Genomic DNA, 22,360 nt, shown 5'->3' with positions numbered 1-22,360 from the left:
TTCTAATTCCTCCTAATCCTCGGCCAGCCAGCTTCTCAGCAGTTTTGCAAAATCTTCCGGCTTGTCTTTCGCCATCTTTTCAAGCTGTTTTCGTCTGACTGATTCCGCTGTTTCATTTTCCTCTTCGTTGATATCAGGCAAATTGATTGGTTCTTGAGGAACCTCATACTCATATTCCTCAAATTCATCCTCTTGCGCCCGTTTCTTTCTGATAAGCATAATGATCAGAACAATGATCGCTGCGATTAAAACACCGCCTACAATATATGCCCACAGCGGGATACCTGAGGAATTTTCCGTATTTGTATCCAAATTGACTTTTCCGTCGAATGGCTGAACGGAGACAACAATCTTATTATTGATATCAGCATCAGATAAATTCTGGTTTTGCGTTTCATCTTTATCCAAAGATGTTCTGACTACAGTTGAAAGGATTTTTTGTATATCATCCTGTCTTTCAGTTGATAGCGACGCTGTGTTTTTGGCATCAGGCGGCTCTACCATTACTTGAATCCCTAAATCTCTGACCTTATAAGGACTTTCGGCGATTTCTTTATGAATTCGGTTAACCTCGTAATTGATTTTGTTGCTGTTTTTTTCGTAGTTCCCGCTATCGGTATTTTCACCGTCAGCCTTATAATTTGTTACATCTTCCTCACCGGTTCCGGCAGTTCCGCCGTTGGCTGCACCGTCGCCCTGATATGTTTCAGATACCTTTTCAGCGCTGACTGCAATGCCTTCCATGTTTTCTTTATCCACAGGTTCGACAATGTCTTCTGTCCGATTTTCTTTTGTGAAATCAATGTCTGCTGTAACGGAGACAACGACTTTATCTTGGCCCATCATCGTACCAAGAAGTGACTGTACATGTTTTTGAATGTCTTTTTCAACTTGAGACTTAATTCCTTGCTGAGAAGAATAACTATCCGCGTAGGACCCTGCATCGCTGTCTGATTTGTCGTAGTATGTAGAATTTTGATCCATGATGACGATGTTATCTTCTTTTAGGTTCGGCACGCTTTTAGATACCAGATGATATAATCCGTTGATCTGGCTTTGATCAAGTGTATAACCCGGTTGAATCTGCAAAACGATTGATGCAGATGCTGCAGATTGCTCTTCACCGACAAACACCGCGTCTTTCGGGAGATTAATCATTACTTTTGAGCTTTTAATACCGTCCATTTCATTGATCAAGTTTGACAGTTCTGTCTGTGTAGCTTTTACTTTCACCATATCAAACTCATTGTCTGTCAAACCAAAGCCGGCATTCTGTCCAAAAAATGAATAATCAATTGATCCCGTTTTAGGAAGTCCTTCTGCAGCCATCTGCACTTTCAAAGAATCAACCTGATCCTCCGGAACACTAATCACTGTACCGCCATTCGAAAGTTCGTTTGGCACTTTTTTTGCATCCAATTCTTCTTTGATTTGTCCTGCTTCTTCGGCAGACAAATCTTTGTACAGCGGCGCCATTTTTAGAATTTGAAGCAAAAACACTAATAATAATTCCAATAATAATAATTGCCGCTAAAGCACTAACCATTAAAATCTTTTGTAATTTAGATCTATTTTTCCAAAACTCACTCGTTTTGTTTTTCATTTGCATTAGAGTACGATTCATGTTAACCCCCGGTCATTCCACTCTTTCTCTAAATCGTCAGACCCCCTACATTTGCATTCTCATAATCTCCTGATAAGCTTCCACAGCTTTATTGCGGAACTCTGTTGCTGCAGTTAGAGAGATGCTAGCTTTTTGAGCAGCGATCATGACCTCATCAAGATTTACATCTTTTCCTGCAGCCAAGGCATTAGTCATGTTGTCAGAAGCTACTTGGGACTCATTTAACGAACTAATAGAGTTTTTTAAAAGCTCCGAAAAGCTTGTTTGATTTGAAGAATCTGTTTTTTGGCTATTGTTTACTTGATTTGTTGCATTTTGAGTGTTTTGAGTATTTTGAACCTGAAAAGGAGAAATTGCATTAATCACATTCATTCACCTACTTTCCGATTTCTAACGCCTTCATCAGCATTCCCTTTGTGGCATTCATCGCCGTGACATTCGCCTCATATGATCTGGTGCTGCTGACAAGATCAACCATTTCCTTTAATGGATCAACATTAGGCTTTTGTACATATCCATCAGCGTTTGCATCAGGGTCTGTCGGATCATAGACAAGATTAAAATCCGAATCATCCTCTGTAATTTTTGAAACCTTCACACCGTTTCCAGCATTCCCGCTTCCGCTCATTTGAGAATTGAGAATGGAAGAGAACGATTCACCTTTTGACTGAAGGGAGACCATTTTTCTTCTGTAAGGCACCCACTCTCCATTCACCTGCTTAGCTCTTGTCGTATCCATATTTGCTAAGTTAGATGATACAACGTCCATTCTGACTCGCTGAGCTGTTAAAGCCGATGCTGAAACATTTAAGCTATGAAAAGCTGTCATTATTTTCCTCCTGTTAATACGGTCTTCAGCGAATTAAATTTACCGTTCATTCTTTCAACCAAAGCTTGATAGTTGATTTGATTTTGCGCCAATTCTGTCATCTCTTTGTCAACATCAACATTGTTTCCGTTTTGCTGATACGATGTATCTCCGCTCGCAACAATTGAATAATTCGAATCAGTATCAGAAAAATCAACATGACGATAGTCTTTTTTTATCGCTTCAAGACGCGAGGATTCTTGATCTAATAAATTTTGGAAAGAGACTTTTTTCGCCTTATAGTTCGGTGTATCTATATTGGCGATATTATTAGTTATGACTTTTTGCTTAATATCCGCTCTACTCAAGGCATTTTCAAGATTTTGTATCGTTCCAGAAAATAAGCTCAAATCCACTTACCTCCATTTCAGTTTTTTTCACCCTCAATATCCTTGTCGAGAATTGTAAAACTATATGCTTATTGTAAGAAATAACAGGCATAAAGTCTATGAAGTTCGTGTAAAAAAATGTCCTCACAATTATCTATTTTGTAACTAGGTATAAAGTCCTAGATTGTTAGAACTACATTTCTCGTCTTGATATAAGCCTGAAAATAGCAGAATTTCTGTTTTTTCTCCTTTCTTTTCGGCATTTTTGAAACTTTTTGAAGAAAAATGCAAAATTTATTAAAATTATTACATAGAAAGACTTTCAACCCAGGAAATAAAGCTTATTGATTTCCTTTATTTGAAATAAAAAAAGAACCCTCAAAAAGGGTTCTTTTTGTGATTAATGAGATTTTAGATTTTCTAATTCAATTAGGAATTTGTTGTTTAGTACCTTGATATAAGTACCTTTCATTCCTAATGATCTAGACTCGATAACACCGGCGCTCTCCAGCTTTCTGAGTGCGTTCACAATAACAGAACGGGTAATGCCGACACGGTCAGCGATTTTACTTGCAACAAGAAGACCTTCGTTTCCGTCAAGCTCCTCAAAAATGTGCTCAATTGCTTCAAGCTCACTGTAAGAAAGCGAGCTGATAGCCATTTGTACGACAGCTTTGCTTCTTGCTTCCTCTTCAATTTCTTCTGCTTTTTCTCTTAGGATTTCCATTCCGACAACTGTTGCGCCGTATTCAGCTAGAATTAAGTCATCGTCATTGAATTGATCTTGTAAACGTGAAAGAATAAGTGTTCCTAATCTTTCCCCGCCTCCGATGATCGGCACAATTGTTGTTAAACCAGCTTGGAACAGGTCTCTGTTCTCAACAGGAAAAGCAGTATATTCACTATTAATATCCAAGTTAGAAGATGTTTCAGGGACATTAAACAGATTTTTCGTATATTCTTCAGGGAATTGACGATCCTCAAGCATTTTTTTCATACGATCATTTTCAATTTGCTGGTTAATAGAATACCCAAGGAGTTTCCCTCTGCGGCTTACAACGAAAATATTGGAATCAATTACATCCCGTAGCGTCTCCGCCATTTCCTTGAAGTTTACCGGTTTCCCTGCCGCAGCTTGCAGCATGGAGTTAATAATTCTTGTTTTTTGTAATAAAGCCATGATAAATAATCCTCCTAAACATTCCTCATATTAAATTTTTCACAATATAAATTGACTTAAATCTTTGTTTTTGGCTATCGTTCCGAGCTTTTCTTCGACATACTGTGGTGTAATCGTTATTTTCTCCATCGTTACATCTGGAGCTTCAAACGATAAATCTTCTAATAGGCGTTCAAGTATTGTATGAAGGCGTCTCGCACCGATATTATCTGTGTCCTGGTTCACATGATAAGCAACTTCAGCAATCTTATGAATAGCTTCGTCAGAAAATTCAAGAGATATACCTTCTGTCTGCAATAATGCCTGATATTGTTTCAGCAGCGCATTATCCGGCTCAACCAAAATTCTCACGAAGTCGTCTACCGTGAGTTTGTTCAGTTCTACACGAATCGGGAAACGCCCCTGCAGCTCAGGAATCAAATCAGACGGTTTGGCCATATGAAACGCTCCTGCTGCAATAAATAATACATGGTCTGTTTTTACAGAACCATATTTTGTGACAACGGTTGAACCCTCAACAATCGGCAGGATATCCCGCTGAACGCCTTCTCTTGAAACATCGGCAGAAGAAGATGCACCGCCGTTCTTTGCGATTTTATCAATCTCATCAATAAAGATAATCCCGCTCTCTTCTGCTCTCTGAACTGCTTCCTGGCTGACTTCATCCATATCGATGAGTTTGCTTGCTTCTTCATTCGTCAGGACTTTTCTGGCTTCTCTGACTGTCATTTTGCGCCGTTTCTTTTTCTTTGGCATTAATCCGCTCAGCGCATCCTGCATGTTCATACCCATCTGCTCCATACCCGAGCCCTGCAGCATGTCAAACATAGAAGGCTGCTGTTCTTCGACTTCTACTGTTACATAGTAGTCTTCGAGCTCTCCTAAAGCCAGCTGATGCGCCATTCGTTTTCTTTTTTCTTCGATGTTTGCTTCTTCCTGGCTCTCCGCCTCATCTTCACCATTCGGCTGGCTGCCTCCAAAAAACATTTCAAACGGATTTTTAACGCCAGATTGTTTTTTCTTCCCAGGAACTAACAGACGAACAATGCGTTTGTTTGCATTTTCTTCTGCCTGTTCCTTTACTTCATTCATTTTCTCTTCTTTGATAAGCCGAACAGAAGTCTCCACAAGATCTCTGACCATTGATTCAACATCTCTGCCTACATAGCCGACTTCGGTAAATTTAGTAGCTTCAATTTTGATAAATGGCGCACCTGAAAGCTTGGCAATTCGTCTGGCAATTTCAGTTTTCCCGACGCCGGTAGGACCCATCATTAAAATGTTTTTCGGAACGACCTCGTCCTTCAGCTTTTCATCCAGAAGACTTCTTCTATAGCGGTTTCTTAATGCCACGGCGACAGCTTTTTTCGCATTTTGCTGACCGACAATATATTGGTCTAACCGATCTACAATCTGTCTAGGAGTTAACGGTTTTTTTTCCATGCGCCTCAAGTCCTTTCTATTCAAGCTCTTCCAGTATGATTTGATCGTTCGTGTAAACACAAATTTCGCCTGCTGTTTCTAACGCGGCTCTGGCAATCTCACTTGCAGACATGCTTTCACCGGCATGCTTTTTCAATGCTCTTCCCGCTGCCAAAGCGTAATTGCCCCCTGATCCAATCGCGAGAATGCCGTCATCTGGTTCGATCACCTCGCCTGTTCCCGATACGAGAAGCAAAGTATCCTGATTCATAACAATCAGCATGGCTTCGAGCTTTCTTAGCACTTTATCGCTGCGCCATTCCTTCGCAAGCTCAACAGCCGCCCGTTTTAAGTTGCCGTTATATTCTTCAAGCTTAGCTTCAAACTTTTCGAATAAAGTGAAAGCGTCTGCAACAGATCCCGCAAAGCCAGCAAGAACTTTGCCGTTAAACAGTTTTCTCACTTTCCGTGCCGTGTGTTTCATGACAACAGCCTGACCAAATGTTACTTGGCCGTCTCCGGACATAGCGCTTCGTCCTTTATGCTGTACGGCAAATATTGTGGTCGCATGAAAAGATGACATAAAGGGCCTCCTTTAATTTTTCTTAAATGCTCTTGGATGGTGAGACATATATGTGTTTCTCAACATTTCCTTCGAAACATGCGTGTATATCTGTGTAGAAGACAGATTGGAATGCCCGAGCAGTTCTTGAACGCTTCTCAAATCCGCTCCTTCATTTAACAGATGCGTGGCGAACGTATGTCGAAGCATATGCGGATGGATATGTAAAGTGCTTGACGCTTTTTGAACAAGCCCGCTTAAAATATGTCTGATGCCACGGGCTGTAAGCGGTCCGCCTCTTTGATTTACGAATAATAGATCATGAGGTTCTTTTGCCTTCATCAGCAAGCACTGTCTTCCGCTATTCATGTATACCTTCAACGCTTCGCGGGCATAAGACCCAAAGGGGATATAGCGCTGCTTCTTGCCTTTACCGTGAACAAGCACAGTGTCCATAAATAAATCAACGTCGTTAATAGTTATGGAACAGCATTCACTGACCCTCATTCCGGTGGCATAGAGCAGCTCTAACAGCGCTTGATCCCTCATTCCGGCCGGCTGGCTTATATCTGAAACTTCAAACAGCTCCTCAAGCTCTTTTTGATATAGAAACTTCGGTATCCGTTTCTCCTGTTTTGGCAGATGAACAAGCTGAAACGGATTTTCTTCAATAAGCTTTTCCCGCATCAGAAACTTATAAAAGCTTCTTAATGCAGATATCTTTTTGCTTATTGTTCTTCTCGATAAACCTTTTTCATAGGCTTCTGTCAAAAAAATCCTAGTATCTTGATATGCAGCTTCTTCAAATCCATTTATACCTTGAACGCGCAGGAAAGTCTCGAATTCTTCAATTGAATCCACATAATTCACAATAGTATATTGTGAATAATTTTTTTCAATTTGTAAATATTCAACGAATAACTTTACGAAATTCTTAACATTCTCCATGCCTAAAACCTCCCTAGGAAGGGCTTTTAAATGGTATCACAAATCGCGCTCAGGTTGCAATCAATACCTATATTGTTTTCGAAATTGTTTGAATTGTTTCAATCGCACGGTTCGCGTATTGTTCATTTCGTTCTTTTTTATTTTTAATTTTAACTGGCAATTCTTTTAAAAGCCCAAAGTTTGCATTCATCGGCTGGAAGTTCTTCTGGTTTGTTGTTGTAATATAATGTGCCATACTGCCAATTGCTGTTTCCTGAGGGAAAATAACAAGCTCTTCTCCCAATACAAGCTTCGCCGCATTAATGCCTGCTACAAGTCCTGAGGCAGCTGATTCCACATATCCTTCTACTCCCGTCATTTGGCCTGCAAAGAACAGATCACTGCGGTTTTTAAATTGATAAGTCGGCTTTAACAGGCTTGGAGAGTTAATAAATGTGTTTCTGTGCATCACGCCATATCTGACGATTTCTACATTTTCAAGTCCTGGAATCAACTTGAGAACTTCCTTTTGGTCTCCCCATTTTAAATGAGTCTGGAATCCTACAATATTATAAAGTGTTCCCGCAGCATCATCCTGTCTGAGCTGAACGACGGCATAAGGGCGTTTTCCTGTAACAGGATGCTCTAGACCAACCGGTTTCATCGGACCGAAAAGCATTGTTTTCTTACCCCGTTTTGCCATGACTTCAATCGGCATGCAGCCTTCAAAGAAAATCTCTTTTTCAAATTCTTTTAACGGCACTGTTTCTGCTGATGTTAATGCTTCATGAAAACGGTCAAACTCTTCTTCTGTCATCGGGCAGTTCAAATATGCTGCTTCACCTTTATCATAACGGGATTTCAGGTACACTTTATCCATATCAAGGCTGTCTTTTTCTACAATTGGCGCCGCTGCGTCATAAAAATATAAATAGTCCTCTCCAGTCAGCTCCTTCAGCTGGGCGGACAGCGATTCAGATGTTAACGGACCCGTTGCGATGATAGTAGGGCCTTCAGGAATTTCAGTCACTTCTTCATTAATAACGGTTACGTTTGGATGATTTTTCACCCGATTTGTCACACTTGCGGCAAATTCATGACGGTCTACTGCAAGAGCGCCTCCGGCAGGCACCGAACATTCGTCAGCCGCCGCGATAATGGCTGAATCAAGCGCACGCATTTCTTCCTTTAATACACCGACAGCGTTAGCAAGTGTATTAGAGCGAAGAGAGTTGCTGCAGACAAGCTCTGCAAATTTATCTGTATGGTGCGCAGGCGTTTGTTTAACTGGCCGCATTTCATACAATTTGACTTGAATCCCCCGTTTGGCAAGCTGCCATGCCGCTTCACTTCCTGCGAGTCCGGCTCCGATTACATTCACTGTTTGTTGGTTCATCTTTCACATCTCCTAGTTTATTATTCAAGGCCTTCTTTTAACACACAAAGAAGGTGAGCAAGACCCTGCTCACCGCTACTTCTGTGGTTCTTCCTTATAATCGCATTCCACGCATTGGACTTGTATGCCTTTTTTGAGTTTTTTCTCGACGAGCATTTTTCCGCATTTCGGGCATTTTCGTTCAATTGGTTTGTCCCATGATACGAATTCACAGTCCGGATAACGGTCACAGCCGTAAAACACCCGTTTCTTTTTCGATTTTCGCTCAACAATGTTTCCTTCTCCGCAGCTCGGGCACTTCACACCGATTTGTTTCACAATCGGTTTCGTGTTCCGGCAGTCAGGGAAGTTGGAGCAAGCTAAGAATTTACCGTACCGTCCCATTTTATATACCATTGGAGAACTGCACAATTCACAATCCTCTCCAGCATACTCTGGTTCAATCTCAACTTCCTTCATTTCCGATTCGGCTTTTTTGACCCGTTTTTCAAAATCGGTGTAGAAATTATCGATAATCTTGACCCATTCGGTATTTCCTTCTTCAACATGATCAAGATCTCTCTCCATTTTAGCTGTAAACTCAACGTTAATGATCTCGGGGAAAAACTCCATGATCAAGTCAAGAACGATCTGACCTAATTCAGTCGGAACGAAACGTTTATTATCCAATGCCACGTAGCCGCGCCGCTGAATAGTATCAAGTGTCGGAGCATATGTGGATGGACGGCCGATACCGCGTTCTTCAAGGGTTTTAACAAGCCGGGCCTCAGTATATCGCGGAGGCGGCTGGGTAAAATGCTGCTCAGGTTCTATATCTTTTGATAATACCGTGTCGCCTTCTTGTAAGTCAGGCAGCATCCGGTCTTTTTCTTCCATTTGATCGTCTTTTCCTTCAACATACACCTTCATAAACCCGGAAAACTTGACTTTACTTCCATTTGCACGAAATGTCAAACCGTTGTTTGTCAGGTCGACACTCATTGTATCGAGAACAGCCGGTGCCATTTGGCTGGCAACAAAACGCTCCCAAATTAATTTATACAGTCTCATTTGGTCTCTGCCGAGGACTGCTTTTAATTCACTTGGTTTTCTAAGAACTGATGTCGGTCGAATTGCTTCGTGGGCATCCTGGGCATTTTCATTCTTTTTCGCAGGCTTCCGTTTTCCGCCTAGGAACTCTTTTCCATATGTCTGATCAATAAATGCAGCTGCTTCATCAACAGCCGTATTTGAAATACGGGTTGAATCCGTTCTCATATACGTGATCAGACCAACCGTTCCTTCTCTTCCTAAATCAATTCCTTCATATAATTGCTGTGCAATCATCATCGTTTTCTTCGCTCTGAAATTGAGCTTGCGAGCCGCTTCCTGCTGCAGGGTAGAAGTGGTAAAAGGCAAAGCAGGATTACGTTTGCGTTCCTTTTTGGTTACTTTTTCAACTGTATATTGATTCCCTTTGAGCTGAGAAAGAATCTCTTTTACATCAGCTTCACTATTTAAAGGAAGTTTTTTGCCGTTTTTCCCGAAAAAGCTCGCTTCAAAGGTTTCTTGACCTTTTAAGAACGTACCGTCAATTGTCCAATATTCCTCAGGCTTAAAGTCGTTAATCTCTTTTTCACGGTCAATAATCAAACGGAGGGCAACGGATTGCACGCGTCCTGCGCTAAGCCCTTTTTTGACTTTTTTCCATAAGATTGGACTGATTTTATATCCGACAAGCCTGTCTAAAATACGTCTCGCTTGCTGTGCATCCACTAAATCCATATTGATCATGCGGGGATGCTTAAACGATTCCTTAATAGCGTCTTTTGTAATTTCGTTAAACACCACACGGCAGTCAGAGTTGAGATCTAAATCAAGACTGTGTGCCAAATGCCATGCAATCGCTTCCCCTTCTCTGTCGGGGTCGGCTGCGAGATACACTTTTTTGGCTTTTTTCGCAGCCGTTTTCAGCTCTTTTAATACCGGGCCTTTACCTCGAATGGTAATATATTTCGGTTCAAAATTCTGTTCTATGTCAACTCCCATTTGACTTTTTGGAAGATCCCGGACATGTCCCATTGATGCTTTTACTTTATATTTTTTACCTAAGTAACGTTCAATCGTTTTCGCCTTAGCGGGCGATTCCACGATGACTAGATAATCAGACATTTTCATCCCCCTCAAGAGGTGTTCTCTCTCTTTTCAAGATATTTCAATTTTATTTTTGCAGCTGTCTTTATTTGGCTTTCAACATTTCATTCTTTATCATGAACGTCATTAATTAAATAGAAAACAATATGCAACTTTAAATCCTCACTATTATTAAATATTACAATACCGTTTGTCAAACGATAATTCAAAAGGGTTCCGTATATTGAACGTTTCTCTCAGGAAGTTCCTCGAAAATATCCTCTGCTGACCATATGGCTTTAGCCCCCTGCTGGATCAGTTTTATAGGCCCTCCGGCGTAAGGGTCAAATAATGAACCGGGTACGGCAAATACCTCTCTCCCTTGTTCCAATGCTTGATAGGCAGTAATCAGCGAACCGCTTTTTTCTTTGCCCTGAACGACAATAACGCCTTCACTTATTCCGCTGATAATACGGTTTCTCATAGGGAAATGCCATTTTTGGGGTTTAGTTTCAGGTGGGTGCTCTGACAGCAGGATATGGTGTTTAGCCATGTGATCTGCTAACTGAAGGTTTTCTCGGGGATAAATGTGTTGAAATCCGCCTGCAATGACGCCAATTGTCCGCCCCTTCGCCTTAATACTTGCAGCATGGGACATTCCGTCTATCCCAGACGCCAGTCCGCTGACAATCACCCAACCTTTACGACAGATCTCTTTTGTAAGATGATTGACAACTTGTTTCCCATAAGCTGTTGGATTTCTTGTCCCTACAATTCCAATTTTTCTCCCTTTCGAAAGAAGAGTCATATCACCTTTTGCAAACAGTACGGCGGGGGGATCATAAATGCTTTTAAGCCAGAAAGGATATTGCTTTGAAGAAATAGGGATGGTGTTAATGCCTTGCTCACGATAAGCAGTAAGTACACGCTGGAGCTTTGGATAAAGTTGTTCTATTTCGTTTTTTAATGCAGCTGCTTTTATTTGATCACGAGTAACCGTTTGTAACACGGGTGATGTCAGCGACATAGACGGATCGGCTTTCCACCATTTTAATAGAAGGGATGGGGATAATAATTGATTGATTCTGCAAATCGTTAAGCAGGCAGCGGCCTGATCCAATAGATTGACCTCCTTTTGTTAGAAAAAGCAGGAACAGCCTTGACGGCTGTCCCTTTTTTATTAATGCGTTTTACAAGTTTCGAACAAGTTCTTCTCTTTCAGCACCTTAATTAAGGTTTCACCCATGACAGAAGGTGTCTCTGCAACTTCGATTCCGCATGCATTAAGGGTTTTGATTTTTTCATCAGCTGTCCCTTTTCCACCGGAAATAATGGCGCCTGCATGCCCCATGCGCTTCCCAGGAGGTGCTGTTTTACCGCCGATAAAACCGACTACCGGTTTTGTCATGTTGGCTTTTACCCACTCTGCCGCTTCCTCTTCGGCAGTACCGCCGATTTCGCCAATCATGATGACTGCGTGTGTGTCAGGATCTTCGTTAAACGCTTTTAAAACGTCAATAAAGTTTGTTCCATTTACAGGGTCGCCGCCGATTCCAACAGCTGTAGATTGCCCTACACCCGCTTCTGAGAGCTGGTGCACCGCTTCGTATGTTAATGTTCCTGAACGTGATACAACGCCTACATGACCCTTTTTATGGATGTATCCGGGCATAATGCCGATTTTACATTCTTCAGGCGTAATGACACCAGGACAGTTCGGCCCTATCAGTCTCGTTTTCTTGCCTTCCATGAAGCGTTTGACCTTCACCATATCCAAAACCGGGATATGTTCTGTGATACAAATCACGAGATCAAGCTCCGCATCTACCGCTTCCATAATCGCATCAGCTGCAAACGGTGCGGGCACATATATAACAGACGCGTTAGCGCCGGTCGTTTGAACTGATTCAGCCACTGTATTAAATACAGGAACACCTTCCACTTCTGTTCCGCCTTTTCCAGGTGTTACACCGCCAACGATATTTGTGCCGTATTCGAGCATCTGCTTCGTATGAAATAAAGCGGTAGAACCTGTAATCCCTTGCACAATAACTCTTGTATCTTTATTAATGAAAACACTCATTATTTGGTCCCCTGCCTTTCATTCTTTCTTAAACTAAGGATACGATTTTCTGCGCGCCGTCAGCCATTGATTCCGCAGATGTAATGTTTAATCCTGATTCACTAAGGATTTTCTTCCCTAGATCCACGTTTGTGCCTTCAAGACGGACGACAAGCGGCAATGTCAAACCAACTTGTCTAGTCGCTTCAACAACCCCTTCTGCGATGACATCACATTTCATAATGCCGCCGAAAATGTTGACAAAAATCCCTTTAACGTTTTGATCAGAAAGAATGATTTTAAATGCTTCCGTGACTTTTTCCGCGGTTGCACCGCCGCCCACATCAAGGAAGTTGGCCGGTTCTCCTCCATAATGCTTGATAATATCCATCGTGGACATTGCAAGTCCCGCGCCGTTTACCATACAGCCGATATTTCCATCAAGGGAAATGTAGCTTAGATCATATTTGGACGCTTCAATTTCTTTCGGATCTTCTTCATCCAAATCTCTGTATTCCATAATGTCCTTTTGTCGGTACAACGCATTGCTGTCAAAATTCAATTTTGCATCAAGCGCCATCACATTTCCGTCGCCGGTCACAACAAGCGGATTGATTTCGGCGATTGAGCAGTCTTTCTCAACAAACGCTTTATATAGTCCAAGCATAAATTTAGCAGCTTTTCCCACGAGCTCTTTTGGAATATTAATAGCGAATGCAATTTCTCTGGCTTGATAGCCTTGAAGGCCAACAGCCGGATCAATGACAGCTTTTTTGATTTTTTCCGGTGTTTTCTCCGCAACCTCTTCAATTTCCGTTCCGCCTTCTTCAGAAGCCATCAAAACGATTCTTGAAGTGGCGCGGTCAAGCACAAGACCCACGTAATATTCTTTTTTAATATCGCAGCCTTCTTCAATAAGTAAGCGTTTTATTACTTGTCCGTCCGGACCCGTCTGATGTGTAACTAGGGTCTTCCCTAATAGTTCTTCGGCATACGCTTTTACTTCATCTAATGATTTTGCTATTTTTACCCCACCAGCTTTGCCTCGACCGCCAGCATGAATTTGAGCCTTTACGACATAAACCGAGCTGGATAAGCTCTTTGCACTCTCAACTGCTTCTTCTGCTGTAAAAGCCACTTTACCTTCAGGAACAGATACCCCATATTTTCTGAGGACTTCTTTTCCCTGGTACTCATGGATATTCATTTCCCATCCTCCTAACTTATGTAACAAAACTAAAATAGACTGCGCTTTCATTCTATAATAATACTGGAAGAATTGTCTACAGTTCGATGCAAAATCTTTTAATCCTTCTAAACATTCAAACTTTTACTTTATTAAAAACATAAATTTCAAAGGAGGGTGGGGAATATTTTAGCTATTTTTTGTTTTTTACGCTTTCGTCCAATTTGTAAATGAATGAAAAAATCTCGGCTACCGTTTCATAAAGAGCTTCAGGAATTTGATCATCTACCGTCAAATGGCGCATTAATTCGACAAGGGTCCGATCTTCTTGAATCGGGACCCCGACTTTTTTCGCTTCTTTGATAATGTTGTCAGCTACATGGCCCTTCCCTGTGGCAATCACTCTCGGCGCCTTGTCTTTTTGTTCGTCATAATGGAGAGCAACAGCTTTTCTGATCGGTGTCTGCTCTTTCATATTTTCACATCCACTTCCTGATCACTGATACTTGTTATATATTGATCGATTGAAGCCTTTTCTTCGGTGTGAACCCTTTTTTTAGCGTTTACCCCTGAAAGGCTGTACCCCATTTCCTTTAGCCCCTGTTTAAGCGCGGGCACCATCGGATCGATCGCAGCCTGCAGCTCGAAATCAGTCTCTATTGTAATCGTCATGACTTTTTGCTGTACCAAGCAATCAACGACGGTTTCTTTTAGTGTATCAAGCTGCAGCAAAAACAAAAGGCGGCAATGGGAAGGATCAAGCTTTCCATCTGCTTCCTTCTTTCCTTTAAACAGAACAGTCATGTCCTGAACCCCTGACTTCGAAAACATCGGAAATGACATTACAATTTGGCTGTATGACGGATGGTCCTGCTGCATGAAAAGCTGGCCATTTAATTTATGAAAAAGCTGATCGGCTTCTTGTTTGACTGGTTCGGCTACCTCATGCGATGCTCTTAAAGCAGAAAGAGCCAGCTTGATGGATTGCATTTCGCCAGATGTGACTGCGCTTCCTTGTTCAAACGCTTTAATGAACGCAACCTCGTCCCTTGCGCCGATTGCCGTTTTCACTTTGGATAAGAAAGAAAGAACATCTGCCTTATCCGCCAAATGGGGTGCTGTCTGCTGAACAGCCTTTAAAAAGACTTCGGCTTCCTGGTCTGTGACTTGTGCCGCCTGTAAAACAGCTGAAGCTGCAAGTGACTTACTATCACCCGATGAAGCAGCCGCTTTAATCCAATTTGCTGCCTCTTTCACAATTTGGAGACTGTTTTTTTCAGCAGATTCCGTCAGCTTCACCAGCAGCTGGCGGGCTTCTTTAATTGGAATGTCTGCTGCTGTTTTAACAGGCTCTTCTTGTATGCTTCTCTGTTCTGCTGTGTGATTTGCAATCGGCAGGCTGGCTTTTCCGGGGGAGCCAGCTGGTGTGCTAAGCTCCCTGCTTCCAGCTGTATTCGCCGGAGAAGGTGCTTTCGTATTGTCGGTTAAAGAAATAAGCTTATCAATCAGCCGTTCTGCATGGACATCGATTTCACTATTTAAAAGCACCGTAACTGCTTCCTTTAGCTTTGATATCATTTGGCTCTGCTGAGGGTTTTGGTCGATTGCCCGAAGCAGCTGGGATACGTGCTGATGCAACGGAACAGGCGATTTCACAGCATGAACACCATTCAAAATCTCGGAGTGAATGGGAAGATCACGCTTTAAAGCGAAGAGAACCGTTTCAACTGCTTTTTTTGTGTCTTGCGAAGGCAGCGTGTCCATCCAGCGGACAGCTGTTTTGATATCATTTTCTGTTACGGGTGTTTTGCTTTTCAGCATCGCTCCTGTCATCATGAGAGCTGCGTTTGACGTCTTCACTGACATGGCATTTAAAAGTTTGCCAGCTGCATCCTGAATGGTTTTAGGATTTTGATCAAAGCTTTGAACGACCTGAAGACGGCCTGTTTGTTCTGCCGTTTTTTTTTCGTAGGAAAACCAATAGTATGCCTGAGGACGAAGCTGGGTTTCAAGTTTTCCCTGAACAGTTTGATTGCCGACTTGGATCAGGGCATGCTGATCTCCTAGTAAACGAAGCACTTTTCCTAAGAGGAGACGCTTCTCCCCGTTTAGCGCTTCGTTTACTTTTGATGTTTCCTGCGGGACGGCTGTACGCCCGAAAAGGTGCTGCAGCGCCTTTTGCACATCATTTCGTATGTTCATTTTAAAAAGGTGCCTCCTTGTCCATGGTGATTTATCTGAAAGATTGAACAGGAGCGAAAGTTTTGCGGTGCAATTCAGTTGGGCCGTATGCAGCAAGAGCTTCCAAATGTTCTTTTGTCCCATAGCCTTTATTTTTTTCAAAGCCGTACATGGGATACGTTTCGGCATAAGCGCTCATCATTCGGTCCCTCGTCACTTTTGCGATACACGCACCTGCCGCAATAGACACGCTTTTGGCATCTCCTTTTATAATTGACGCCTGAGCCGTGTCGAGCGGAAGTGTCATTGCGTCAACAAGCAAATAATCAGGTGTATCCGACAAATCCTGTATCGCTTTCACCATTGCCATTTTTGAAGCTTCATATATATTGATCTCATCAATCACAGTAGCTTCTACAATTCCTATCCCGACCGCCAGTGCTTCCTTCATAATAAGCTCGTAATATTCCTCGCGTTTTTTCTCTGAAAGCTTTTTGGAGTCTGTCAGCCCAAGTATTTCACATTCCTCTGGAAGGATGACTGCGCTGGCGACAACTGGTCCTGCCAATGGCCCCCGGCCGACCTCGTCAACACCTGCAATCAAGCGAAATCCTTTGTTTCTTGCCAGCCTTTCATAGGAAGTCATATTCACCCATTGTTCTTTCAGCGCTTTTTCTTTCGCTTGCTTTTTAAGCCATTGCTCTACAAGCGTTTGAACGCTTTTTCTCGGGTCGTTTTCGCATTGGGCAATAAATGGGTCTTGTGCATCCTTCACTTCCTGCAAACGGTCTTTAATGTCCTTTACGGTTAATGTATTCACTTTCTCTTCTCCCTTACTGTATGTATCGGTTCAGCCAAGAAAAAATAAAGACCCGCATTTCTGCGCGCCTTTACATCGTCGGCTGTTCAAATGACAGCCTGCCGAACTTTTCAGTGCGAATATCGCGAATGATGACTTCAGTCGTCTTATCATAGTTAATGAGCCCACCGCTCATGAGACAGCCCCGCTTTTCACCTATTGCATCAAACAGCTCGGCAATGTCCTCTGGTATCTCATCAAGGCCATAACGCTCTTTAAGCCGTTCTGGGTAATGTTCTTCGAGAAAACGAAGACCAAACACGGCCACGTCCTGCAAATTGATAATCGAGTCTTTAATAGCCCCGGTGACTGCCAGTCTCAAACCGACAAGCTCATCCTCAAATTTAGGCCACAAAATTCCCGGTGTATCTAATAGCTCTAATTCTTTCCCAACTTTGACCCACTGTTGAGAAGTCGTAATACCAGGTCTGTCTCCCGTTTTTGCTATGTTTTTCTTTGCAAGCCGGTTGATGAGCGTTGATTTTCCGACGTTTGGAATGCCGATAATCAAAGCGCGAATCGCTCTCGGCTTCACACCTTTCGCACGCATCCGGTCAAATTTTTCTTGGAGGATCTCTCTTGATGCAGGCACAATTTGATTTAACCCTTGTCCATTTACAGAATTAATAGACAGAGAGCGGATCCCCTGCTTCTCAAAGTGCTCTTTCCACTGCTGTGTAACTGCCGCATCTGCTTTGTCAGCCTTGTTTAACAGCATAATTCGCGGCTTGTTTTTTAGAATATCTTCAATCATTGGGTTTCTTGATGACATTGGAATTCTGGCATCTACCAATTCATATACGATATCGATTAATTTTAATTTTTCGGTTACTTCCCTTCTTGCTTTTGCCATATGGCCCGGGAACCATTGAATTGTCATGTGACACGAACACCGCCTTTATCTTCAGTATGCATGATTCATTGTTGTCCTTTATGTATTTTACGATGCCTGTCCGGCATTTTCAAATTCTGTATAAAAAAAGAGCTTGTTACAGGTAACAAGCTCTTTTCGTTCGTTATCATTATCGTCTGATCTCTTTAATACGAGCCGCTTTTCCGCGAAGTTCACGCAGATAGTAAAGTTTAGCACGGCGTACTTTGCCGTAACGTACAACTTCGATTTTCGCGATTTTTGGTGTGTGTACAGGGAAAGTACGTTCAACGCCAACACCGTAAGAAATCTTACGAACTGTGAACGTTTCGCTGATTCCACCACCACGACGCTTAATCACAACACCTTCAAAGATCTGGATACGCTCACGGTTACCCTCAACAACTTTAACGTGTACACGTAAAGTGTCACCAGGACGGAACGCAGGAAGATCAGTACGAAGCTGTTCTTTTGTGATATCTTCAATTAGTTTTTGCATCGTTTTCAACTCCTTCCAACAGATGCTCTTGGCCACAAAAACCGGCACAGCGGAACATCGTTTTCAAGCTTGCAGCGGATAAGCCCGCTTAAGCCACAAGTAGTATCTTATCACAATTTCATAGCCTATGCAATAAAATCTATTCTTTTTCCCATTCAGAAATCCACTTTCTTTGCTGCTCTGTAAGCGGGTAGTCTTTCAACAGATCCGGACGTCTTAGGTAGGTCCTTCTGATCGATTCTTTATTCCGCCATTCTTCAATTTTTGCATGGTTTCCTGACAAGAGTGTTTCAGGCACTTTTAAACCTTTGTAATCTGCCGGTCTTGTATAATGCGGGTGCTCTAAAAGTCCGGTGCTGAAGGAATCCTCAATATGGGAAGCCTCTTTACCCAGTACACCCGGAAGCAGTCTGACTACACTGTCTGCGATCATCATTGCAGGGAGCTCACCGCCCGTCAGAACAAAGTCGCCAATTGATATTTCATCCGTTACCAAGTGCTCGCGAATGCGTTCATCATAGCCTTCATAGTGGCCGCAAATGAACAGCAAATGCTCTTCCTTAGCTAATTGCTCGGCTTTTTTTTGGGTAAAACGCTCACCTTGCGGGCATACGAGGATAATACGCGGAGCAGCGGCTGCCTTTGATGTCAGGTCCTCGACCGCGTCAAAAACAGGCTGGGGCTTGAGAACCATGCCTGCCCCGCCGCCATAAGGATAATCATCAACAGTATTGTGCTTGTTATCAGAGTACTCCCTGAAATTTACGACTTGAAACTGCACCGCATCTTTTTCCTGGGCTTTTTGAAGAATCGATGAGCCGAGCACGCCTTCAAACATTTCGGGAAACAGCGTCAAAAAGTCGATTTTCATTCGTCTATTAACCCTTCCATGAGTTCAATCTCAATTTTCTTTTCCTTGACATCGATATGTTTGACCACTGATTCAATGTAAGGAATGAGTGCGTCTTTTTTTCCTTTTCGTCCGATGACCCAAACATCATTGGCTCCAGGCGTCAAAATTTCTTTGACCTTTCCGATGAGTTCGCCTTCTTCAGTAAATACTTCACACCCAATAATTTCGTGGAAATAAAATTCACCCTCATTCAGCTCTCCTAATTCTTCTTCAGGAACTTTAATGATTGCGTTTTTCAGCTCTTCTACTTCATTTAGGTTTTGTCTTTCTTTAAACTGCAGGAGATGAAATTGCTTATGCAGTCTATGTGTGTTTACCGTTACCTCCACTGGTTCGTTACGGCCGTCCATAAACAAATACAGCGTGTTTCCCGGCTTGTATCGTTCTTCGGCAAAGTCTGTTTTTGAAATCACCCGCACTTCGCCTTTGATTCCGTGGGTATTTACGATTTTGCCTACATTAAACCATCGCTTTGTCATATGATCACCTCTGGCGAATTTCAATTACTTTTCCGTCTTTTATGACGATGGTGTTCGCTGCTGTTTTCTCATGCCAGTCATCCCCGGCTTCAATCGTCAGCAGCGCATCGACTTCCTTTTCTTTCAACTCACTGCCAAGCGGCAATGTATGTACTTGAGCAATTTGAAAATCGATGATCTTTATATCATCTTTTCGCTTTTCTATTGCCTTTTTAAATTGTTCAATCATATCAGGGTTTTGCTGTTCTTTCTCATGTTTTCTAAGCTGAAAATAGAGCTGGCTGCATTCTCGTTCAAGCATTTGTTTCTTTTCGGCAAAAGAAGCTAAAAGCTTTTCTTTACTGCGCTCGGTTAAGACTTGCATAACGGCTACACGGTGAATAATTTGCATCGCACCAAGCTCCCCGCTTTTAAAACTTTTTCTCGCCCAGGCTTTTCTATTTTGCCTAAGCTTCTATCAGTTTACCCTTTTTTTGCGTGTAAAAAAAGGGGAGGTGCCGGCCCTCTCCCTTTTAGTCAAATATTTCAAATTGAACTTTCTTAGAAGACTGTGCGCCAGCTGCAAATACAGCTGTTCGAATCGCTTTTGCAGTCCGGCCTTGCTTTCCGATAACTTTACCGGTATCTGACTTATGGACAGATAAGCGCAGCGCAATCTTTTGATCGGTTTCTTCTCTTATGACGCGAATGTCATCTGGATGATCAACAAGCGGCGTCACAATGTGGACAATCAAATCTTCCAAGTGTTGATCAGTCATTACTTGCCTTGTTTAGCGTTGTGGAATTTTTCCATGATTCCTTGACTAGAGAACAAGTTGCGAACTGTATCAGATGGTTTCGCTCCAGTTTGAAGCCATTTAAGAGCAAGCTCTTCGTCAATTTTTACTTCCGCTGGTTTTGCAACCGGGTTGTAAGTTCCGACTGTTTCGATGAAACGGCCGTCACGTGGTGAACGAGAATCTGCTACAACAATACGATAGAAAGGAGATTTTTTTGCTCCCATACGTTTTAAACGAATTTTTACTGCCATTTTACTAGCACCTCCGAAAATATTTCAACAAGATAGTATATTAACAATGATAAAAGTGTTTGTAAAGTGTTTTTTCTTAACAACGGTTTTATCATGTATAACCGATTACATAAAAGGTAGCTTAAACCCTTTTTTCTTGCCTTTTGACATGTTTGTCATCTGCTTCATCATTTTTTTCATTTCATCAAACTGCTTAAGCAGACGGTTGACTTCCTGTACGGATGTCCCGCTTCCTTTTGCAATCCGCTTCCGCCGGCTGGCATTGATAATATCCGGCTGTTCTTTTTCAAGAACAGTCATTGATTTGATGATTGCTTCCACATGATTCAGCTGTTTTTCATCAACTTGGATGTTTTTCAGGCCTTTCATTTTACCTGCACCCGGCATCATTTGCAGAAGCTCATCAAGCGGCCCCATGTTTCTGACTTGCCCGAGCTGCTCCAGAAAATCGTCCAATGTGAAGCTCATCGTTCTCATTTTTTGTTCCAGCTCTTTGGCTTTGTCTTCATCAACGCTGGCCTGTGCTTTTTCAATCAATGTCAGCACGTCGCCCATGCCGAGAATCCTTGATGCCATGCGTTCAGGATGGAACGGCTCTAACGCATCAAGCTTTTCGCCCAAACCTGCGAACTTAATTGGCGTGTTTGTGACAGCGCGAATAGAAAGCGCAGCCCCGCCGCGTGTGTCTCCATCCAGCTTAGTTAACACAACACCGGTTAAACCGAGCTGTTCATTAAAGCTTTTGGCAACATTCACAGCGTCCTGACCGGTCATTGAATCGACAACCAGGAAAATTTCTTCCGGATTCGCGATTTCTTTGACGTTGGTCAGTTCATCCATCAGTTCATGGTCGATATGCAAGCGGCCTGCCGTATCCAAAATGACATAGTCATAATGTTCTTCCTTGGCTTTCTCAATAGCCTGTTTAGCTATTTCTACAGGACTGACCTGATCGCCAAGAGAGAAAACAGGCATATCAAGCTGTTTGCCGAGTGTTTCCAGCTGCTTAATTGCGGCTGGGCGGTAAATATCGGCAGCAACCAGCATCGGTTTGCGATTATGCTTTTTGCGCAGCAGATTCGCAAGCTTACCGCTTGTTGTCGTTTTACCGGCACCTTGGAGACCGACCATCATAATAACAGTCGGCGGCCTTTTTGCGACGGCGATTTTGCTCTCTTCGCCGCCCATCAGCTCAGTCAGTTCCTCTTTAACAACTTTAATGACCTGCTGGCCGGGCGTCAGACTTTTCATGACGTCTTGGCCTACAGCGCGTTCACTTACTTTTTTGACAAAATCTTTGACTACTTTAAAGTTAACGTCAGCCTCAAGCAGCGCAAGACGAACCTCACGCATCATATCTTTTACATCTTGTTCGCTGACTTTCCCTTTTCCGCGGATTTTAGAAATCGTCTGCTGCAGTCGGTCGGCTAATCCTTCAAATGCCATAGTTTGCCGCCTCCTAATCTAATTTCTCAAGCGCTTCAATCAGAGCTGTAATTTCTTCCTCTTCTTTTGAACCGGAAGCAAGCTCCTTCAGCTTATTAAACATCTCTTTACGCTCCTGAAACTTTTTCAAAAGGAGCAGCTTTTCTTCATATTGTTCAAGCATCGCTTCTGTTCGTTTGATGTTATCATAAACAGCTTGTCTTGAAACCTCATATTCTTCGGCTATTTCGCCTAGGGAGAAATCGTCCAAATAATAAAGCGACATATAGCTCTTCTGTTTTGACGTCAACAACGACTGATAAAAATCAAACAGATAATTCATTCTCGTTGTCTTTTCGAGTGACATTTGAGCTCTCCCCTTTGTTAAGTCAAATCCCTTTACGATAACTTAGTTTACACGGTTTTATTGACACT

Annotated in this window: 24 protein-coding genes and 1 pseudogene; all 25 read right to left on the bottom strand. The window is 42.5% G+C overall.

Annotated features, from left to right (window positions below):
• Positions 1-12: 12 nt before the first annotated feature.
• The 25 genes and pseudogenes from fliF to AC0OMA_RS08785 all read right to left on the bottom strand — a co-directional run bounded on the left by fliF (position 13) and on the right by AC0OMA_RS08785 (position 22,292).
• Positions 13-1,624, bottom strand: a pseudogene (gene fliF, locus AC0OMA_RS08905) (flagellar basal-body MS-ring/collar protein FliF).
• A gap of 45 nt (positions 1,625-1,669) precedes the next feature.
• Positions 1,670-1,990, bottom strand: coding sequence for a flagellar hook-basal body complex protein FliE (fliE, locus tag AC0OMA_RS08900; protein ID WP_003238544.1), 321 nt, complete (start codon positions 1,988-1,990; stop codon positions 1,670-1,672).
• Between the two features lie 10 nt (positions 1,991-2,000).
• Positions 2,001-2,453, bottom strand: coding sequence for a flagellar basal body rod protein FlgC (flgC, locus tag AC0OMA_RS08895; protein WP_014479779.1), 453 nt, complete (start codon positions 2,451-2,453; stop codon positions 2,001-2,003).
• The gene (flgB, locus tag AC0OMA_RS08890; protein WP_181219159.1) at positions 2,453-2,842 is read right to left on the bottom strand and encodes a flagellar basal body rod protein FlgB; all 390 of its coding nucleotides are present in this window, start codon (positions 2,840-2,842) and stop codon (positions 2,453-2,455) included. Before flgB ends, flgC begins: the two co-directional genes overlap by 1 nt.
• Positions 2,843-3,221: 379 nt before the next feature.
• Positions 3,222-4,001 carry a GTP-sensing pleiotropic transcriptional regulator CodY gene (gene codY, locus AC0OMA_RS08885; protein ID WP_003220850.1) on the bottom strand — a complete coding sequence of 260 codons (780 nt, stop codon included), beginning with the start codon at positions 3,999-4,001 and terminating at the stop codon, positions 3,222-3,224.
• 39 nt (positions 4,002-4,040) lie between these two features.
• Entirely contained in the window at positions 4,041-5,444 is a 1,404-nt protein-coding gene (gene hslU, locus AC0OMA_RS08880) for an HslU--HslV peptidase ATPase subunit (protein ID WP_014476801.1), read from the bottom strand.
• Positions 5,445-5,460: 16 nt separating this feature from the next.
• Positions 5,461-6,006 carry an ATP-dependent protease subunit ClpQ gene (gene clpQ, locus AC0OMA_RS08875; RefSeq protein WP_003238555.1) on the bottom strand — a complete coding sequence of 182 codons (546 nt, stop codon included), beginning with the start codon at positions 6,004-6,006 and terminating at the stop codon, positions 5,461-5,463.
• 12 nt (positions 6,007-6,018) lie between these two features.
• Positions 6,019-6,933: a tyrosine recombinase XerC gene (gene xerC / locus AC0OMA_RS08870; protein WP_003231988.1), complete on the bottom strand. Its 915-nt coding sequence runs from the start codon at positions 6,931-6,933 to the stop codon at positions 6,019-6,021.
• A gap of 67 nt (positions 6,934-7,000) precedes the next feature.
• Positions 7,001-8,308 carry an FADH(2)-oxidizing methylenetetrahydrofolate--tRNA-(uracil(54)-C(5))-methyltransferase TrmFO gene (trmFO, locus tag AC0OMA_RS08865; RefSeq protein WP_003244725.1) on the bottom strand — a complete coding sequence of 436 codons (1,308 nt, stop codon included), beginning with the start codon at positions 8,306-8,308 and terminating at the stop codon, positions 7,001-7,003.
• A 75-nt stretch (positions 8,309-8,383) separates the two neighbouring features.
• On the bottom strand, positions 8,384-10,459 hold the full coding sequence (topA, locus tag AC0OMA_RS08860) for a type I DNA topoisomerase (RefSeq protein ID WP_003245599.1): 2,076 nt from the start codon (positions 10,457-10,459) through the stop codon (positions 8,384-8,386).
• A 187-nt stretch (positions 10,460-10,646) separates the two neighbouring features.
• Positions 10,647-11,540: a DNA-processing protein DprA gene (dprA, locus tag AC0OMA_RS08855; RefSeq protein ID WP_047182610.1), complete on the bottom strand. Its 894-nt coding sequence runs from the start codon at positions 11,538-11,540 to the stop codon at positions 10,647-10,649.
• 60 nt (positions 11,541-11,600) lie between these two features.
• Positions 11,601-12,503 (bottom strand): succinate--CoA ligase subunit alpha, encoded by a 903-nt coding sequence (gene sucD, locus AC0OMA_RS08850; RefSeq protein WP_047182609.1) that lies wholly within the window; start codon positions 12,501-12,503, stop codon positions 11,601-11,603.
• 28 nt (positions 12,504-12,531) lie between these two features.
• A complete protein-coding gene (gene sucC, locus AC0OMA_RS08845) occupies positions 12,532-13,689 on the bottom strand; it encodes an ADP-forming succinate--CoA ligase subunit beta (protein ID WP_014663957.1) in 1,158 nt (385 codons plus the stop codon).
• A gap of 172 nt (positions 13,690-13,861) precedes the next feature.
• On the bottom strand, positions 13,862-14,143 hold the full coding sequence (locus AC0OMA_RS08840; RefSeq protein ID WP_047182608.1) for a FlhB-like flagellar biosynthesis protein: 282 nt from the start codon (positions 14,141-14,143) through the stop codon (positions 13,862-13,864).
• Positions 14,140-15,870 (bottom strand): hypothetical protein, encoded by a 1,731-nt coding sequence (locus AC0OMA_RS08835; RefSeq protein ID WP_181219157.1) that lies wholly within the window; start codon positions 15,868-15,870, stop codon positions 14,140-14,142. The genes AC0OMA_RS08840 and AC0OMA_RS08835 overlap by 4 nt, the downstream gene beginning before the upstream one ends.
• 31 nt (positions 15,871-15,901) lie before the next feature.
• Complete coding sequence (gene rnhB, locus AC0OMA_RS08830) at positions 15,902-16,669, bottom strand: ribonuclease HII (protein WP_003245658.1); 768 nt, start codon at positions 16,667-16,669, stop codon at positions 15,902-15,904.
• Positions 16,670-16,739: 70 nt separating this feature from the next.
• A complete protein-coding gene (gene ylqF / locus AC0OMA_RS08825) occupies positions 16,740-17,588 on the bottom strand; it encodes a ribosome biogenesis GTPase YlqF (RefSeq protein ID WP_474222046.1) in 849 nt (282 codons plus the stop codon).
• A 142-nt stretch (positions 17,589-17,730) separates the two neighbouring features.
• A complete protein-coding gene (gene rplS / locus AC0OMA_RS08820; protein ID WP_003220825.1) occupies positions 17,731-18,078 on the bottom strand; it encodes a 50S ribosomal protein L19 in 348 nt (115 codons plus the stop codon).
• Between the two features lie 139 nt (positions 18,079-18,217).
• Positions 18,218-18,949, bottom strand: a complete 732-nt coding sequence (trmD, locus tag AC0OMA_RS08815; protein WP_003232011.1) for a tRNA (guanosine(37)-N1)-methyltransferase TrmD — start codon at positions 18,947-18,949, stop codon at positions 18,218-18,220.
• Positions 18,946-19,470: a ribosome maturation factor RimM gene (gene rimM / locus AC0OMA_RS08810; protein WP_024572420.1), complete on the bottom strand. Its 525-nt coding sequence runs from the start codon at positions 19,468-19,470 to the stop codon at positions 18,946-18,948. Before rimM ends, trmD begins: the two co-directional genes overlap by 4 nt.
• A gap of 4 nt (positions 19,471-19,474) precedes the next feature.
• The gene (locus AC0OMA_RS08805) at positions 19,475-19,861 is read right to left on the bottom strand and encodes a YlqD family protein (RefSeq protein ID WP_014476793.1); all 387 of its coding nucleotides are present in this window, start codon (positions 19,859-19,861) and stop codon (positions 19,475-19,477) included.
• 121 nt (positions 19,862-19,982) lie between these two features.
• Positions 19,983-20,228 (bottom strand): KH domain-containing protein, encoded by a 246-nt coding sequence (locus AC0OMA_RS08800; protein WP_014476792.1) that lies wholly within the window; start codon positions 20,226-20,228, stop codon positions 19,983-19,985.
• Positions 20,228-20,500: a 30S ribosomal protein S16 gene (gene rpsP / locus AC0OMA_RS08795; RefSeq protein WP_003220815.1), complete on the bottom strand. Its 273-nt coding sequence runs from the start codon at positions 20,498-20,500 to the stop codon at positions 20,228-20,230. The genes AC0OMA_RS08800 and rpsP overlap by 1 nt, the downstream gene beginning before the upstream one ends.
• 105 nt (positions 20,501-20,605) lie before the next feature.
• Complete coding sequence (ffh, locus tag AC0OMA_RS08790; RefSeq protein WP_014113771.1) at positions 20,606-21,946, bottom strand: signal recognition particle protein; 1,341 nt, start codon at positions 21,944-21,946, stop codon at positions 20,606-20,608.
• Between the two features lie 13 nt (positions 21,947-21,959).
• A complete protein-coding gene (locus tag AC0OMA_RS08785) occupies positions 21,960-22,292 on the bottom strand; it encodes a putative DNA-binding protein (protein ID WP_003238590.1) in 333 nt (110 codons plus the stop codon).
• Positions 22,293-22,360 lie beyond the last annotated feature (68 nt).

Source organism: Bacillus sp. AMCV2 (genome assembly GCF_056033925.1).
The sequence above is the reverse complement of the archived record's forward strand: the minus strand, read 5'-3'. Positions and strand labels throughout refer to the sequence as shown.